At 71.4% G+C, this 15,584-nt stretch carries 13 protein-coding genes and 1 pseudogene; 2 read left to right on the forward strand and 12 right to left on the reverse strand.

Annotation, left to right across the window (positions count from 1 at the left end; genetic code table 11):
• The first annotated feature begins 84 nt into the window (after positions 1–84).
• On the forward strand, positions 85–801 hold the full coding sequence (locus tag ACIBAD_RS07335) for a L,D-transpeptidase family protein (protein ID WP_398905431.1): 717 nt from the start codon (positions 85–87) through the stop codon (positions 799–801).
• Between the two features lie 86 nt (positions 802–887).
• Positions 888–1,904: a sigma-70 family RNA polymerase sigma factor gene (locus tag ACIBAD_RS07340; RefSeq protein WP_134071820.1), complete on the forward strand. Its 1,017-nt coding sequence runs from the start codon at positions 888–890 to the stop codon at positions 1,902–1,904.
• Here the strand turns inward: ACIBAD_RS07340 and ACIBAD_RS07345 are convergent.
• The 12 genes and pseudogenes from ACIBAD_RS07345 to ACIBAD_RS07400 all read right to left on the reverse strand — a co-directional run bounded on the left by ACIBAD_RS07345 (position 1,800) and on the right by ACIBAD_RS07400 (position 15,433).
• On the reverse strand, positions 1,800–2,168 hold the full coding sequence (locus tag ACIBAD_RS07345) for an STAS domain-containing protein (RefSeq protein ID WP_398905131.1): 369 nt from the start codon (positions 2,166–2,168) through the stop codon (positions 1,800–1,802). The genes ACIBAD_RS07340 and ACIBAD_RS07345 overlap by 105 nt on opposite strands.
• A 104-nt stretch (positions 2,169–2,272) precedes the next feature.
• Positions 2,273–3,550: a thymidine phosphorylase gene (locus tag ACIBAD_RS07350; protein ID WP_134071822.1), complete on the reverse strand. Its 1,278-nt coding sequence runs from the start codon at positions 3,548–3,550 to the stop codon at positions 2,273–2,275.
• Between the two features lie 100 nt (positions 3,551–3,650).
• A complete protein-coding gene (locus ACIBAD_RS07355; RefSeq protein ID WP_134071824.1) occupies positions 3,651–4,049 on the reverse strand; it encodes a cytidine deaminase in 399 nt (132 codons plus the stop codon).
• Complete coding sequence (locus tag ACIBAD_RS07360; RefSeq protein ID WP_134071826.1) at positions 4,046–5,311, reverse strand: ABC transporter permease; 1,266 nt, start codon at positions 5,309–5,311, stop codon at positions 4,046–4,048. The genes ACIBAD_RS07355 and ACIBAD_RS07360 overlap by 4 nt, the downstream gene beginning before the upstream one ends.
• The gene (locus tag ACIBAD_RS07365) at positions 5,308–6,423 is read right to left on the reverse strand and encodes an ABC transporter permease (protein WP_134071828.1); all 1,116 of its coding nucleotides are present in this window, start codon (positions 6,421–6,423) and stop codon (positions 5,308–5,310) included. The genes ACIBAD_RS07360 and ACIBAD_RS07365 overlap by 4 nt, the downstream gene beginning before the upstream one ends.
• Entirely contained in the window at positions 6,420–8,087 is a 1,668-nt protein-coding gene (locus ACIBAD_RS07370; RefSeq protein ID WP_398905433.1) for an ABC transporter ATP-binding protein, read from the reverse strand. The genes ACIBAD_RS07365 and ACIBAD_RS07370 overlap by 4 nt, the downstream gene beginning before the upstream one ends.
• A gap of 249 nt (positions 8,088–8,336) precedes the next feature.
• On the reverse strand, positions 8,337–9,404 hold the full coding sequence (locus ACIBAD_RS07375; RefSeq protein WP_398905136.1) for a BMP family protein: 1,068 nt from the start codon (positions 9,402–9,404) through the stop codon (positions 8,337–8,339).
• A 229-nt stretch (positions 9,405–9,633) separates the two neighbouring features.
• On the reverse strand, positions 9,634–10,878 hold the full coding sequence (locus ACIBAD_RS07380) for an amidohydrolase (protein WP_134074425.1): 1,245 nt from the start codon (positions 10,876–10,878) through the stop codon (positions 9,634–9,636).
• Positions 10,879–11,015: 137 nt separating this feature from the next.
• On the reverse strand, positions 11,016–12,218 hold the full coding sequence (locus ACIBAD_RS07385; protein WP_398905138.1) for a hypothetical protein: 1,203 nt from the start codon (positions 12,216–12,218) through the stop codon (positions 11,016–11,018).
• A 139-nt stretch (positions 12,219–12,357) separates the two neighbouring features.
• Positions 12,358–13,269 (reverse strand): N-acetylneuraminate synthase family protein, encoded by a 912-nt coding sequence (locus ACIBAD_RS07390; protein WP_398905141.1) that lies wholly within the window; start codon positions 13,267–13,269, stop codon positions 12,358–12,360.
• Between the two features lie 20 nt (positions 13,270–13,289).
• A pseudogene (locus ACIBAD_RS07395) lies at positions 13,290–14,045 on the reverse strand (cytidylyltransferase domain-containing protein); the annotation flags it as partial.
• Positions 14,042–15,433, reverse strand: coding sequence for a DUF6716 putative glycosyltransferase (locus ACIBAD_RS07400; RefSeq protein WP_398905143.1), 1,392 nt, complete (start codon positions 15,431–15,433; stop codon positions 14,042–14,044). The gene ACIBAD_RS07400 and the pseudogene ACIBAD_RS07395, both read right to left, overlap by 4 nt.
• Positions 15,434–15,584 lie beyond the last annotated feature (151 nt).

Consider the following 15,584-nt stretch of genomic DNA (forward strand, 5'->3'; position numbering starts at 1 on the left):
GGCACAAGCCGCCCCGGGCTCCGGCGCGTTGCCCCTCCCCGCCGGGAAGGAGTGGGGGGTGGGAGGGAGTACGACGTGACATGGATGCGGATGCGTACGGGGCGGATGCGTACGGGACGACGTGCGGCGGCGGCGGTCTGCGGGGCGGTGGCCCTCGCGGTCCCGCTGGTGGTCGGCGGGGGCGGGGCGGCGCAGGCCGCCGGCTCGTGCAACGTGACCACGGGGCCGTACCAGCGGCAGGTGGAGCAGTTCCTGGGACGGCCGGTCGACGGGACGCAGTCCGCGGCCGACTGCCAGGCGGTCAAGGCGTTCCAGGCGAAGCACGGGATCACCCCGGCCGCGGGGTACGCCGGGCCGCTCACCTGGCAGACGATGAGCACCATGCTGGCGCAGCGGGCGGCGGGCACCACCCCGAACAAGGACGGGAAGTGCCCGGTCGACCTGGGCCGGATCGCCTGCGTCGACCTGACCCGCCAGCTCAGCTGGGTCCAGGACGGCGCCGCCCTGAAGTACGGCCCGGTGCCGGTGCGCACGGGGAAGGACGGCACCGAGACCCGGACCGGCCTGAAGCGGATCTACTACCGCAGCATCGACCACTGGTCGACGATCTACGACGTGTCGATGCCGTACGCGCAGTTCTTCGACGGCGGGATCGCCTTCCACTCGGTGGAGAAGAGCATGTGGAACCCGCCGGGGTCGGGCGGCTGCGTGAACATGCGGCCCGCGGACGCCAAGGCGTACTGGAACCTGCTGGCCAAGGGGGACGACGTGTACGTCTACGGACGCAAGCCGGGTACCTAGCCGGGGCCCGGCCGAGCCGTCCGGCTGCCGTTGTCAGACCCCTCCGGTAGCTTTCGGGATATCGGACCTACTGGGGGAAGACGGCCATGAGTGACCTCGCGACGGGCACCGGAACCACCATCGAATCCGACCTGGACGCGGCGATGGACCGCTACCGGGTCGAGCTCACCGGCTACTGCTACCGCATGCTCGGCTCCTCCTTCGACGCCGAGGACGCGGTACAGGACACGTACGTCCGCGCCTGGCGCAGCTTCGAGAAGTTCGAGGGCAGGTCCTCGCTGCGCTCGTGGCTGTACCGGATCGCCACGAACGTCTGCCTGGACCTGCTGAGCGCGGGGAAGAAGCGGGCCCGCCCGATGGACCTCAGCGCCCCGCAGCACCAGGCGTCGGCGGTGCTCAACGAGCGGCCCGAGGTGACGTGGCTGGAGCCGGTGCCGGACGGGCGGGTGCTGCCGCAGACCGCCGATCCGGCGGAGATGGCGCTGGCGAAGGAGTCCGTACGGCTGGCGTTCGTGGCGGCGCTGCAGCACCTGCCGGCGAAGCAGCGGGCGGTGCTGATCCTGCGCGAGGTGCTGGCGTGGAAGGCGGACGAGGTCGCGACCCTGCTGGACACGACGGTGGCGTCGGTGAACAGCGCCCTGCAGCGGGCCCGCGCGACGCTCTCGTCGAGCCGGATGCGCGAGAGCGACGCGGCGGACCCGCTGGACGCGGAGCAGGTGAAGCTGCTGGAGCAGTACCTGTCCGCCTTCGAGGCGTACGACATCTCGCGGCTGACCACGCTGCTGCACGAGGACGCGGTGCTGTCGATGCCGCCGTTCGACCTGTGGCTCCAGGGGCCCGCGGACATCGCGGCCTGGCATCTGAACCAGGGCATCGGCTGCAAGGGGTCCCGCCTGGTCCCGACGACGGCGAACGGCCTGCCGGCCTTCGGCCAGTACCGGCCGCGGGAGGACGGGAAGCCGGGGCACGTGCCGTGGGCGCTCCAGGTCCTGGAGATCTCACAGGGGCGGATCACCGGGCTCAACGCCTTCCTGGACACCGACCGCTGGTTCCCGCTCTTCGGCCTCCCCGAGCAGCTCGACGAGTCCTACCAGGTCCAGTAGCCCCCGTAGCGCGGGGCCGGCCCCGGTCACCCGCAGCGGCCGTCCCCGGGCGGCGAGCCGCAGCCGGGCCAGCACCTCGACGACCCCCAGGTCCGCCGAGGTGACGGCGCCGGCGTCGCACTCCACTGCAGCGGCCCCGTCCTCGTACAGCCGCACCAGGCGCACGCACAGCCCCTCCACATCCCGCAAGGCCGCTCCGGCCCCGGGCAGCACGAGTCGCATGATCTCCACGAGGGGATGACTGCCGTACTCGTCCGAACTCATCGGCGGGTTCGTCGGCGGGCTCCCCGGCGGGCTCGTCGCGTACGAAAAAACGCCGGCGCGGCTCCGGACGGGGAGCCGCGCCGACGCGTTGAGGGGGCCGCGGATCAGGCGATGCGGTCCAGGACGATCGGCGTGGCGGAGAACGCCGTGCCGGCCGGGGCGATGTCGTAGGTGCCCTCCAGGGAGGCCAGGGCGTACTCGAACTTCTCCGGGGTGTCGGTGTGCAGGGTCATCAGCGGCTGGCCGGCGGTGACCGTGTCGCCCGGCTTGGCGTGGAGCTCGATGCCCGCGCCCGCCTGCACCGGGTCCTCCTTGCGCGCGCGGCCGGCGCCCAGGCGCCAGGCGCCCACGCCGACGCCGTACGCGTCCAGGCGGGTCAGGACGCCCGAGGAGGGGGCGGTGACCACGTGCTGCTCGCGGGCCACCGGCAGAGCCGCGTCCGGGTCGCCGCCCTGGGCGGAGATCATCCGGCGCCAGACGTCCATGGCGGAGCCGTCGGCCAGGGCCTTGGCCGGGTCGGCGTCCTTGATGCCCGCCGCGTCCAGCATCTCGCGGGCCAGCGCCAGGGTCAGGTCGACGACGTCGGAGGGGCCGCCGCCGGCCAGGACCTCGACCGACTCGCGGATCTCCAGCGCGTTGCCGGCGGTCAGGCCGAGCGGGGTGGACATGTCGGTGAGCAGGGCGATCGTCTTGACGCCGCTGTCCGTGCCGAGGGCGACCATCGTCGAGGCGAGCTCACGCGCGTCCTCGATGTTCTTCATGAACGCGCCGGTGCCGACCTTCACGTCGAGGACGAGCGAGCCCGTGCCCTCGGCGATCTTCTTCGACATGATCGAGGAGGCGATCAGCGGGATGGCCTCGACGGTGCCCGTCACGTCGCGCAGCGCGTACAGCTTCTTGTCGGCGGGGGCCAGGCCGTCGCCCGCCGCGCAGATGACCGCTCCCGTGGTGTCCAGGACGTGCAGCATCTCCTCGTTGGAGAGCAGCGCGCGCCAGCCGGGGATGGACTCCAGCTTGTCCAGGGTGCCGCCGGTGTGGCCGAGGCCGCGGCCCGACAGCTGCGGGACGGCCGCGCCGCAGGCGGCGACGAGCGGGGCCAGCGGCAGGGTGATCTTGTCGCCGACGCCGCCGGTGGAGTGCTTGTCCGCGGTCGGGCGGGACAGGGAGTCGAAGTTCATCCGCTCGCCCGAGGCGATCATCGCGGCGGTCCAGCGCTTGATCTCGGCCCGGTTCATGCCGTTCAGCAGGATGGCCATCGCCAGCGCCGACATCTGCTCGTCGGCGACGACACCGCGCGTGTACGCGTCGATGACCCAGTCGATCTGCTCGGGGCTCAGCTCGCCTCGGTCACGCTTCGTTCGGATGACGGAGATGACGTCCATGTGGTGCTTCCTTCTACGCGCATAGAGAGGGTGGAGAGAGAAGAGAAGGGGGAATTGCGACGGCCCTTCGCCCGGCAGGGGCGAAGGGCCGTCGGCACGGCTATCCCAGGTGGTCCGGCCCGAAGGCCTGCGGCAGCATCTCGGCCAGCGGAAGGACCCCCTTGGGGGTCTCCACCAGCAGCTCCGGTCCACCGAACTCGAAGAGGAGCTGACGGCAGCGGCCGCACGGGACGAGGATGTCGCCCTTGCCGTCGACGCAGGTGAAGTGCGTCAGGCGGCCGCCGCCGGTGGCCTGCAGGGAGGAGACCAGCCCGCACTCGGCGCACAGGCTGAGCCCGTAGCTGGCGTTCTCCACGTTGCAGCCGACGACGATCCGGCCGTCGTCGACGAGGGCGGCGACCCCGACCGGGAAGTGCGAGTAGGGGGCGTACGCCCGGGACATGGCGTCCCGGGCGGCCTCCCGCAGGGCCTCCCAGTCGGGGTGGATCGCCGTCGTCACTTGCCCTGGCCCTTGCGGTACGGCATGCCGTCCGCCTTCGGCATCCGCAGCCGCTGCGCGGACAGCGCGAGCACGAGCAGCGTCGTCAGGTACGGAGCCGCGTCCACGAACTGGCTGGGGACCGCGTCGGTGAGCGCGTACCAGAGGAACAGGCCGCCGGCGCAGACACCCGAGAGGGCGCCCTGGAAGTGCTTCTTCTTGTACAGCTGCCAGGCGCAGACCAGCACCAGCAGGATCGCGAGGAGCAGCAGCATCGCGTGGACGTTCTCGGCGCCACCGCGCAGCTTGAGGCTGTCGGTGAAGCCGAAGAGGCCGGCGCCCAGCGCCATGCCGCCCGGCATCCAGTTACCGAAGATCATCGCGGCGAGACCGATGTAGCCGCGGCCGCCGGTCTGGCCCTCCTGGTAGATGGGGCTTGCGACGATCGACAGGAACACGCCGCCGAGGCCCGCCAGGGCGCCGGAGACGACCACGGCGATGTACTTGTACTTGTAGACGTTGACGCCGAGGGACTCGGCGGCGATGGGGTTCTCACCGCACGAGCGCAGGCGCAGGCCGAAGGTGGTGCGCCACAGCACCCACCAGGTGCCCGGGATCAGCAGCAGGGCGACGACGGTCAGCAGCGAGAGCTCGGTGACCAGGCCGCCGACGACGCCGGCGAGGTCCGAGACGAAGAACCAGTGCTTGGCCTGGAGCGTGGTCATCCAGTCGGACAGCCCCGGCACGGTGATCTTGTAGATCTCCTCGACGCGCGGCGACTGCTTGGAGGAGCCGCCGGGGGCGTTCGCGAACGTGAAGTTCGACAGGTACTGGGTGAAGCCCAGCGCGAGGATGTTGACGGCCACACCGGAGACGATGTGGTTGACGTTGAACGTGACCGTGATGATCGCGTGCAGCAGGCCGCCGAGGGCGCCGCCCAGGATGCCGAGCGCGACGCCGGTCCAAGGACCCCACTGGTAGCCGGCCCAGGCACCGAACCAGGTGCCGAGGATCATCATGCCTTCGAGGCCGATGTTGACCACGCCCGCGCGCTCGGCCCACAGGCCGCCGAGGCCGGCGAGGCCGATCGGCACCGCGAGCTGGAGGGCTCCGGAGACCTGGCCGATGGAGGTCAGGTCGTTGGCGCCGCTGATCACGCGGACCAGCGAGACGAGCGCGAGCCCGCCCGCGATGATCAGCATGATCCACGGCAGGGTGAGCTTCTTGCGGCCGCCCGCCTTCTTCGGGGCGGCGCTCGTCGCGGAGACGGTGCTGGTGCTCACGCCGCGACCTCCTTATCGGTCTTGATGGCGTGGCCTGCAGCCAGCTCCTCGCCGACCTTCTGCTGCTGGCGGCGGATGCCGTAGCGGCGGACGAGCTCGTACGAGACGACAACGGCGATCACGATCAGGCCCTTCATGATCGTGCCGATCTCCTTCGCGTACCCGGCGGTGTCGAGCGAGGCCGAGGCCTTGTCGATGAAGGCCATCAGGAAGGCGGCGAAGAAGATGCCGATCGGGCTGTTGCGCCCGAGCAGCGCGATGGTGATGCCGGTGAAGCCGACACCGACCGGGAAGGCGAGGCTGTACGTGTGGCTCTCGCCCAGCAGCACCGGCATGCCGGCGAGGCCGGCGACGGCGCCGGAGATGAGCATCGAGGTGATGATCATCTTCTTGGCGTCCACACCGGAGGCCTGGGCGGCGGACTCGCTGGCGCCGGTGGCGCGCAGGTCGAAGCCGAAGCGGGTCCGGTTGAGCACGAACCAGTAGACGATGCCCAGCGCGAACGCCAGGAAGGTGAAGCCGTAGATCTCCAGGCCCTCGCCGAGGTCCACGGCCGGGAACCAGCCGGAGTCCGGGATGTCGCCGGTGGTGAGGTCGTTGGAGCCGGCCGGCTGGACGCCGAGGTTCTTCGGCAGGATCAGCCAGGCGATCAGGCTGGTCGCGATGGCGTTCAGCATGATCGTGGAGACGACCTCGCTGACGCCGCGCTTGGCCTTCAGGACGCCTGCGATGCCGGCCCAGAAGGCACCGACGCACATGGCGACGACGACGATCAGCAGGATCTGCAGCGGGCCGGGCAGCGTGACGGCCGCGCCGACCACTGCGGACAGCATCGCCGCGAGGCGGTACTGGCCGTCGACACCGATGTTGAAGAGGTTCATCCGGAAGCCGATGGCCACGGCCAGGGCCGCCAGATAGTACGTGCCGGCCTGGTTCACGATGAGGACCTGGACGTCCTCGTAGCCGGCGTTCTCCACCATCAGGCGCAGCGGCTCGATCGGGTCCACACCCGTCGCGGCCAGCACGATCATGGTCAGCAGGAATGCGGTGACCAGTGCGAGAGCGGGCCCGGCGAAGCCGAGGAGCAGCCGGTCCTTGTCGAATTTCTTCATCGGGCCTCGTCCTCCGGGGAGTCGGTACCAGCGTCGGTACCGGCGGCGGAGTGGTTGTCGGTGGCTTCCAGGGTCCCGGAGGCGGCGCCCGTCATGGCGGTGCCGAGCTCTTCGGGGGTCACGGTCGCGGGGTCGGCGTCCGCGACCAGACGGCCGCGGTAGATCACGCGCAGGGTGTCGGACAGGCCGATCAGCTCGTCCAGGTCCGCGGAGATCAGCAGGACCGCCAGGCCTTCGCGGCGGGCGTCCCGGATCGCGTCCCAGATCTGCGCCTGCGCGCCGACGTCCACACCGCGGGTGGGGTGGGCGGCGATGAGGAACTTCGGGTTGTGGCTCATCTCGCGGCCGACGATCAGCTTCTGCTGGTTGCCGCCGGAGAGCGAGGCCGCCGTGACCTCGATGCCGGGCGTGCGGACGTCGTACTCGCGCACGATCCGCTCGGTGTCCTTGCGGGCGGCCTTCGGGTCGATGATGCCGCGCTTGGAGTTGGGCGCCTCGGTGACGTGGCCGAGGATGCGGTTCTCCCACAGCGAGGATTCCAGCAGCAGGCCGTGGCGGTGGCGGTCCTCGGGGATGTATCCGATGCCGCCCTCGCGGCGCTTGCGCACCGGCGCCTTCGTGATGTCGGTGCCGTCCAGGGTGATGACACCCGCGTCCGGGGTGATCATGCCCATGAGGGCTTCGATCAGCTCGGTCTGACCGTTGCCCTCGACACCGGCGATTCCGAGGACCTCGCCCTTGTGGATCGTGAAGCTGATCCCGTCGAGGAGGAGGCGGCCGATCTCGACGACCTCGGGCACGTTGGCGTCCGACAGGCCCGGCGTGCGGACGGTCTCCTCGGTGGCGACGGGCATGCCGTGCTCGGCGACGGTCAGCTCCTCGACCTGGAGCATCGGGGTGGTCGTCACCGTGGACTCGCGGGTCTCCGGCGAGGGCAGCTCCGCACCGACCATCAGCTCGGCGAGCTGCTTGGTGGTCGCGGTCTTCGGGTCGGCGGTGCCGACGGTGGTGCCGCGCCGGATGACGGTGATGTCGTCGGCGACCTTCAGCACCTCGCCCAGCTTGTGCGAGATGAAGATGACGGTCAGGCCCTCGGCCTTGAGCTCGCGCAGGTTGTCGAAGAGCGCGTCCACTTCCTGCGGCACGAGCACCGCGGTGGGCTCGTCGAGGATGAGGGTGCGGGCGCCGCGGTACAGGACCTTGAGGATCTCCACGCGCTGGCGGTCGGCGACTCCGAGGTCCTCGACCAGGGCGTCGGGGCGCACGCCGAGGCCGTACGCGTCCGAGATCTCCAGGATCTTCTTGCGGGCCTTGGCGCCGATGCCGTGGAGCTTCTCGCCGCCGAGGACCACGTTCTCCAGGACGGTGAGGTTGTCGGCGAGCATGAAGTGCTGGTGCACCATGCCGATGCCGCGGGCGATGGCGTCGCCGGGGTTGGCGAAGGTGACCTGCTCCCCGTCGATGGCGATGGTGCCCTCGTCCGGCTTCTGCATGCCGTAGAGGATCTTCATCAGGGTCGACTTGCCGGCACCGTTCTCACCGATGAGGGCATGGACCGTGCCCTTGCGGACGGTGATCGCGATGTCCTTGTTGGCGACGACGCCGGGGAAGCGCTTGGTGATGCCGTGAAGTTCTACGGCGGGGGGCGGGCTGGACGCGTTGATGACGCACTCTCCTTGGCGCGGAAGGAGCTGGAAAGCCAAGTTGGCAGGGGGCAGGGCGAGGATCGGCCGGGCGGGTGGGCGGGAGGAGGACGGTATCGCGTCCACGATGCCTCTACGCGCGTAGCACTGTCGAAAGTGAAAACTTGCGACCAACTGGCCACAAGCGACACGGAACAGGGCCGGGGCCCGGGAGCGGTAGAGACCGCTTCCCGGACCCCGGAGACCACTTATCGCACGTCAGACGATGTCTTACGGAGCGGTCTTGACGGTGATCTTCTTCGCGATGATGTCGGCCTTCGCCTTCTCCACGGCGGCGGTGAGGTCGGTCATCTTCTTGTACTCGGGGTTGGAGTCGGCCAGGCCGACGCCGTTCTTGTCCAGGCCGTAGCGGATCTCACCGGTGGCCGGCTTGCCGTCCTGGACCGACTTGATCTCGTTGAAGACCGCGTCGGAGACGTCCTTGGTGACCGAGGTCAGGATGTGGTCCTTGTACTTCGACAGACCGGCCTGGTTGTACTGGTCGGAGTCGACACCGATGGCCCACTTGCCCTTGCCGGCGGTGGCCTCGATGGCACCCGAGCCCGCGAGACCGGCGGCGGCGTAGATCACGTCGGCGCCGGCGTCGAGCTGGCCCTGGGCGGCGGCCTTGCCGAGGTCGGGCTTGGAGAAGCCGTCGAAGTTCGGCGGCTGGGTCAGGTACTGGCTCAGCACCTTGGCGTTCGGGTTGGTGTCCTTGACGCCCTGGGTGAAGCCCGCCTCGAACTTCTTGATCAGCGGAACCTCGACACCGCCGATGAAGCCGACCGTGCCGGTCTTGGAGGCCTTGGCCGCGGCGACGCCGGCCAGGTAGGAGCCCTGCTCCTCGTTGAACACCAGGTTGGCGATGTTCGGGCCGGTGACGGAGGTGTCGTCGATGATGCCGAACGTGGTGTTCGGGAACTTCGGCGCGACCTTCTTGATGGCCGGGGCGTAGGAGAAACCGACGCCGATGACCGGGTTGTTGCCCTTGCGGGCCAGCTCGGTGAGGCGCTGGACCTTGTCGGCCTCACCCTCGCCCTCGGTGGGCTCGGCCTCGCTGCCCTTGACGCCCAGTTCCTTCTCGGCCTTCTGCAGGCCGGCGTAGGCGGCGTCGTTGAACGACTGGTCGCCACGGCCGCCGATGTCGTACGCGATGGCGATCGACTTCGCGGCAGAGGCGGTGGAGGAGGACGGGGAGGACGAGGTGTCCGAGGACTTCTTTCCGCCACAGGCGGTGGCCGAGAGGGCCAGCGCCGCGGACGCGATGCCCACGGTGGCGATCCTGGTGATCCGGCGCAAGGGGAGGCTCCTTCAAAACCTGACCGAAGCGCCACGACCGGCGCTGGTTTCGCGGCGATCGTAACGCGCGTAGATGTCAGTTAAAGGGCCGTTCATGAGTCGTTATCGGATCGTCGTGAATCGGACAGTGACCGATCGGTAACTCCTCCGGCGTCCAGCCCTTGCGTACCAAGGGCTGGACAGGTGTGACGGGAGGCGCTCAGATGTTGTACAAATTTTTGCCCGATCTCTATCCGATCGGCCTGCTGCGCCGCCCGTCGAGCAGCGCGGCGGCCGTGAAGAACTCCACGCCGACCCCGATCGCGGACTCGTCCACGTCGAAGTCGCCCCGGTGCAGGTCCCTCTTGGCGCTCGCGCCCGGGGTGTGCACCCCGAGCCGGGCCATGGCTCCGGGCACGTGCTCCAGGTACCAGGAGAAGTCCTCGCCGCCGAGGCTCTGCTCGGTGTCCTCGATCGACTCCTTGCCGAGCCGGGCCGCCATCGCCTCGCGCAGCAGCTCGGTCACCACCGGGTCGTTGACGACCGGCGGCACCCCGCGCACGTAGGTGATCTCCGACTTGGCCCGGTGCATCCCGGCGATCTCGTCGATCGCGGCGTGGATCTGATCGGGCGCCTCGTGCCAGGCGTTGATGTCCAGGCAGCGGATCGTCCCGGAGAGCTCGGCGTGCATCGGGATGACGTTGCAGGCGTGCCCGGCCTCGATCCGGCCCCAGGTGATCGACATGCCCGAACGGGCGTCCATCCGGCGCGACAGGACGGCCGGCAGGTCGACGGCGACCCGGGCGGCGGCGGTCACCAGATCGGTGGTCAGGTGCGGCCGGGCGGTGTGTCCGCCGGGGCCGGCCAGCGCGATCTCCAGCCGGTCGCAGGCGGAGGTGATGGGACCGGTGCGCAGTCCGATCTTCCCTGCGTCGACCCGCGGGTCGCAGTGCACCGCGATGATCCGGCCCACGCCGTCCAGGACGCCGGACGCGATGGCGTCGGTGGCTCCGCCGGGGAGGACCTCCTCGGCGGGCTGGAACAGCAGCCGTACCGGGCGGGGCAGCAGGCCCTGCCGGTCGAGGTCGGCGAGGACCAGGCCGGCGCCGAGGACGACGGCGGTGTGCACGTCGTGTCCGCAGGCGTGGGCGCGGTCGGGGGCGGTCGAGCGGTACGCCACGTGGGTCTTGGCGTCCGGAATGGGCAGGGCGTCGATGTCCGCGCGGAGGGCCAGCATGGGGCGACCCCCGTCCCAGGTGCCCACGTCACAGACCAGGCCGGTTCCGGACTTCAGCACGCGGGGCCGCAGGCCGGCTTTCTCCAGCCGGGCCTTGATCGCCGCCGTGGTGCGGAACTCCTGGTGTCCTAGCTCGGGATGCATGTGCAAGTCCCGGCGGAACTCGATCAGTTCGGCACGCAGGTGGTCCGGAATCTTGCCGGGCAGCTCGGGCCGGTCAGGCGTGCCGGGCAGGGCGGTCTGGGACTCGCGGGACATCAACTGGTTCACCCGTTGAAGGGTAGGCGCACGAATGGCCCAACTGGCTGTAGATCACCAAAAGTTCATGCCGTTAGGGGAAAAAAACCAGACCTCTGGACGCATGACCGCATGCACCCGGGGGTAAACTCGCGCGCTCATCCGGCCGCAGAGGCCGTCTGGGCAGGCAGTCTGTGCACATCACGGGCGGTCTCGGTGACCCCGGCGAGGAAGCTGCGGGCCCGCGGCGAGGCGGAGCCGGTGAGCCAGGCCGGGTCGACATCGCATACGGCGACGGTCACACCGGTTCCGGTCAGTGCGTACGGCAGGGTGTGGACGACGGTGGACGGAAAGCTGACGATCGTCCGGCCGACCGGTCCGCGCCGGGCGATCAGCTCCAGCGGCAGGTCCGGACGGACGATCTCCAGCCCGGTGGCCCCGCTGAGCGCGCGCAGCTTCTCCGGGGACTCGCGGCGGTGCGCGAAGTAGCGGGTGGCTCCGTGCTCCAGGGTCAGGGCGCGCACGGCGTCCAGGTAGCGGGCCGGGTCGACCACGCCGGTCTCCACGAGGGAGGTGCCGACGAGGTCGGTGCCCTTGGTCAGGCGCGGCGGGCCGAACCGGGCTCGGGTCCATGCGAACGCGTTGACGCGCAGCGTCATCGCGCCGTGGACGGTGACGGGCATCGAGGTGAACACCTCGACGCGCCGCCCCGTGCCGGCGGCCGGGGTGAAACGGCGCCGGGCGGTCGCCGAGACCGGCGCGTACGCCAGCTCGCGGACGCGGCCGGGCAGGCCTCCGCCGCCGACCCGGTGCCAGCGTACGAGGCGCTCGCCGCGGGCCGTCTGCGCGACGAACTCCATGGTGGCGGTGCCGTCGTCGACCACGACCAGTTCTTCGGCCCGTACGAGGGTGAGCAGGAGCTGCACGTACCGGGAGAAGGGGTCGCCGACGACGACCCGGCGGGCCGCGCGCACGTCCTTGGCGAGTACGGCGAGGGCCTTCAGCGGGGCGAGCCGGCCGCCGCGGGCCTCCTGCCAGACGACCTCGCACCCCTCGTCCCGGGCCAGCCCCGCCATCCGGCGCAGCTGGCCGCGGGACATGGGGTCGGTGGGCGGCAGTACGACGATCCGCAGCCAGGAGGCCGCTCCGGACGGGCGGTCGGCCGGGCCCGGGCCGGCGGTCGGCGGAGCGCCCGCGGACGCCGGGCCGCGGACGGCGGCGCGGCTGGGCTGGCTGGGGACGGCGTCGAGCAGCGGGGCACGGCCCGGTGCGGGTGCGGCTTCGGCGTACGCCCACTCCAGCACGTTCAGGAGCTGGACCGGACTCTCGACGAAGGCCAGGCTGGATGCGGAGGGGGTCACCACGTACTCCTCGTCAGGGGCGGGGCGGGGCGTCGTACCGGCGGGGAAGGCGGACGGAGAAGGCGGACGGGCCGCGGGGTCGGACCGCGGCCCGGACCGCGGCCCGGACCGGGGGGCGGACCGGGGGGCGGACCGGCGGTCAGACCGCGGCGAGCTCGCCCCGGACCCGGCGGAGCTTCTTCATGGGGCCGAGCTCGGAGTCGTAGACGCGCTTGACGCCGTCGCCGAGGGCGGTCTCGATGGTGCGGATGTCGCGGACCAGGCGGGCGAGGCCGCCGGGCTCCACGGAGGCGGCCTGGTCGGAGCCCCACATGGCCCGGTCGAGGGTGATGTGGCGTTCGACGAAGGTGGCGCCGAGGGCGACGGCCGCGAGGGTGGTCTGCAGGCCCGTCTCGTGGCCGGAGTAGCCGATCGGGACGTTGGGGTACTCCTCCTGCAGGGTGTTGATCACCCGCAGGTTGAGCTCCTCCGCCTTGGCCGGGTACGTCGAAGTGGCGTGGCAGAGCAGGATGTTGTCGCTGCCGAGCACCTCCACCGCGTGGCGGATCTGCCTCGGGGTGGACATGCCGGTGGAGAGGACGACGGTGCGGCCGGTGGCGCGCAGGGCGCGCAGCAGCTCGTCGTCGGTGAGGGAGGCGGAGGCCACCTTGTGGGCGGGGACGTCGAACTTCTCCAGGAAGGCGACGGCCTCGGTGTCCCACGGGGAGGCGAACCAGTCGATGCCCCGCTTGGCGCAGTGCTCGTCGATGGAGCGGTACTCGGCCTCGCCGAACTCCACGCGGTGGCGGTAGTCGATGTACGTCATCCGGCCCCAGGGGGTGTCGCGCTCGATGTCCCACTGGTCGCGCGGGGTGCAGATCTCCGGGGTGCGCTTCTGGAACTTCACCGCGTCGCAGCCCGCTTCGGCGGCGGCGTCGATGAGGGCGAACCCGTTGCCGAGGTCGCCGTTGTGGTTGATGCCGATCTCACCGACGACGTACACGGGGCGGCCGGGGCCGGCGGTGCGGGAGCCGAAGGTGCGCAGGCGGGAGTCGGGGGTGGCGGCGGTCATGGCAGCTGAGGCCCTTCGTTCGGTGCGTGGGGGTGCTGAGGGGAGGTGAAGAGGGGGGCGAGGAGGCGGGCGCGCGCGAGGTCGTGCGGGTCGTCGATCTCCAGGACCCGTGCGGGGTCGGTGGCGACGGGGAGGGTGCGCCCGAAGAAGCGGTGCCGCGCGCCGCGGAAGCCGGCGGCGTCCATGGCGTAGGCGGCCCCGGTCTCCAGCAGGTCCTGGGGGCGGTCCTGGCGGCGGGGGCGGACGGCCTTGTCGTGGTTGACGCCGGCCCCGGCGCCGTCGGCCGCCTCCCGCCACAGGAAGCCGTGGAACGGGGCGACGGTCAGGGCCGAGTCGGCCGTGCCGGTGGCGACGGCGGCGGCGACCGACTCGACGTCGGAGGAGGTCAGGAAGGGGCTGGTGCACTGGACGAGGAGGACGACGTCCACGGTGAGGGAGTGCAGTTCCTCGAAGGCGTCGAGCGCGTGCAGTACGGCGGCCTCGCTGCTCGCGGTGTCCCCGGAGATCGCCGCGGGGCGGCGGATCGCGGCGGCCCCGGCGGCGCGGGCCGCTTCGGCGATGGGGTCGGCGTCGGTGGAGACCACGACGTCGGTGACGGTGTCCGCGCCCCGGCAGGCCTGGACGGCCCGTACGACGAGCGGGACTCCGGCCACCTCGGCGAGGTTCTTCCCCGGGACCCCCTTGGAGCCGCCGCGGGCCGGGATCACGGCCAGCACGCGGGGGCGGGGGCGGGCGCCGGGACGGGCGGCGGCGTCCGCGGCGGCGTCGGGGCTCACAGCTCCCCCATCCGGCGGATCATCGGGGCCACGCGCTGGACGCCGTGCCGGTACGCCCCGCGGGCGGCCTCGCGCAGGTGCGAGCGGAGCCGGCGGCGCAGCCGGGACTCCCCCCCTCTCTCGCGGACGGCGCCGGGCAGCGGGGTCCCGTCGGGGGCGAGGTGGTGGCGGGCCAGGATGCCGGGCAGGTAGCCGGGCGCGGTGACCGGCGTGTAGTAGGGGGCGACGGCGGGGAGCACCGGGCGGTCCAGCAGTTCGCCGAGCCGGGCCCGGGCGGCGGCGAAGGAGTCGCCGGGGGCGAAGGAGTCGGCGTCGGGGTCGCGGGCGTCGGGGGCGGCGGGCCCCTCGGCGCCGGTCACGCCCTGGTCGGCCAGCCACCGCGGGTCGCCCTGCGGCAGCAGGCCCGCGTCGAGCTGGTCCCAGGAGGCCAGGCAGCCCGAGCCGAGGAAGTGGTGGTTGCCGAGCACCTCGCGGATGCCGAGGTCGGTGAGGACCGCCGTCGGGATCCCGCGGTGCAGGGACTCCAGGGCGGCCGTGGAGGAGACGGTGACCAGCAGGTCCGTGCCGTCCAGGACCTCGCCCATGTTCCCGTACACCAGGCGGCAGTTGGCGGGCAGCCCGCCCTCGATCCGCTCGGCGAGCCGCTGGTACGGCTGCTCCTCCAGGTGCGTGGTGTGCTCCCCGGGACGGCTGCGCAGCTTGATCAGCACCTCGCGCTCCGGGTGCAGCCGGGCGTGCCGGGCGGCCCGCTCCAGCAGGTACGCGCGGTCGGCGCGGCTCTCGGGGACGGAGGGCTGGACGGCGAAGACCACGGTGTGCGCGTCGGAGCCGGCCTCCTCGTAGGCCGCTCCGTCCAGGAACGGCAGCGCCGTCTGCGTGACGGCCCCGGCGTCCGCGCCGACGCCCTCGTACACCGCGCGGAAGCGTCCGGCGTCGTACCGGGAGTTGGCGAGGACGAGGTCGGCCCCGTGGCGCAGCAGCAGCCCGTCGGCGAGCTTCTCGTATACGACGCCCACGTACCCGGTGACGAGCACGGGGCGCTCGGCCGGCTCGGGCCACAGCGCGCGGACCCCGTGCAGGACGGCCTGGACGGCGCCGCCGACGAGGGCGAGGACGACGACGTCGTACTTCTCGCGCTCGATCTCCGCGAGGAACCGTGCGCAGGTCACCTCGGAGAGCCGGTCCGCCCGGACGCCCACCTCGCCGAGCTGGCGCGCGGTCGGGGTGGCCCGGCCGCGGAGCAGGAATCCGGTGAGGTGCGGCTCCGCCGCCAGGCGGCGGGCGGTGAGTGCGCCCCATTTCCATCGCGTATCGGAATCGGCGAGTACGGCGACGCGGAGGGCGGTCCGGGGATGGCTGCGAGATGCTGCGCGATGACTGGCTGGCACCCGGCAGAAGCTATTCCGCAATTTCGGTGATCGGCCCAACGAGCGCACAACAGCGGGTTAACAACCCGTCTACGTCATGCGAAACCGCACCGGTTAACGCGCCCGCCCCGCTTCGTTCACATGGAATCCGCATACGGGCCATGGTGAATGC

The organism is Streptomyces sp. NPDC051109 (assembly GCF_044455885.1).
In the GTDB taxonomy this organism is placed as follows: Bacteria; Actinomycetota; Actinomycetes; order Streptomycetales; family Streptomycetaceae; genus Streptomyces.

Excerpts from the sequence above, each read along its gene's own strand:
- ACIBAD_RS07335 (WP_398905431.1), top strand. The coding sequence starts at position 85 with ATGCGGATGCGTACGGGGCGGATGCGTACGGGACGACGTGCGGCGGCG.
- ACIBAD_RS07390 (WP_398905141.1), bottom strand. The coding sequence starts at position 13,269 with ATGACCGCCGCCACCCCCGACTCCCGCCTGCGCACCTTCGGCTCCCGC.
- ACIBAD_RS07380 (WP_134074425.1), bottom strand. The coding sequence starts at position 10,878 with ATGTCCCGCGAGTCCCAGACCGCCCTGCCCGGCACGCCTGACCGGCCC.
- ACIBAD_RS07350 (WP_134071822.1), bottom strand. The coding sequence starts at position 3,550 with ATGGACGTCATCTCCGTCATCCGAACGAAGCGTGACCGAGGCGAGCTG.
- ACIBAD_RS07345 (WP_398905131.1), bottom strand. The coding sequence starts at position 2,168 with ATGAGTTCGGACGAGTACGGCAGTCATCCCCTCGTGGAGATCATGCGA.
- ACIBAD_RS07340 (WP_134071820.1), top strand. The coding sequence starts at position 888 with ATGAGTGACCTCGCGACGGGCACCGGAACCACCATCGAATCCGACCTG.
- ACIBAD_RS07365 (WP_134071828.1), bottom strand. The coding sequence starts at position 6,423 with ATGAAGAAATTCGACAAGGACCGGCTGCTCCTCGGCTTCGCCGGGCCC.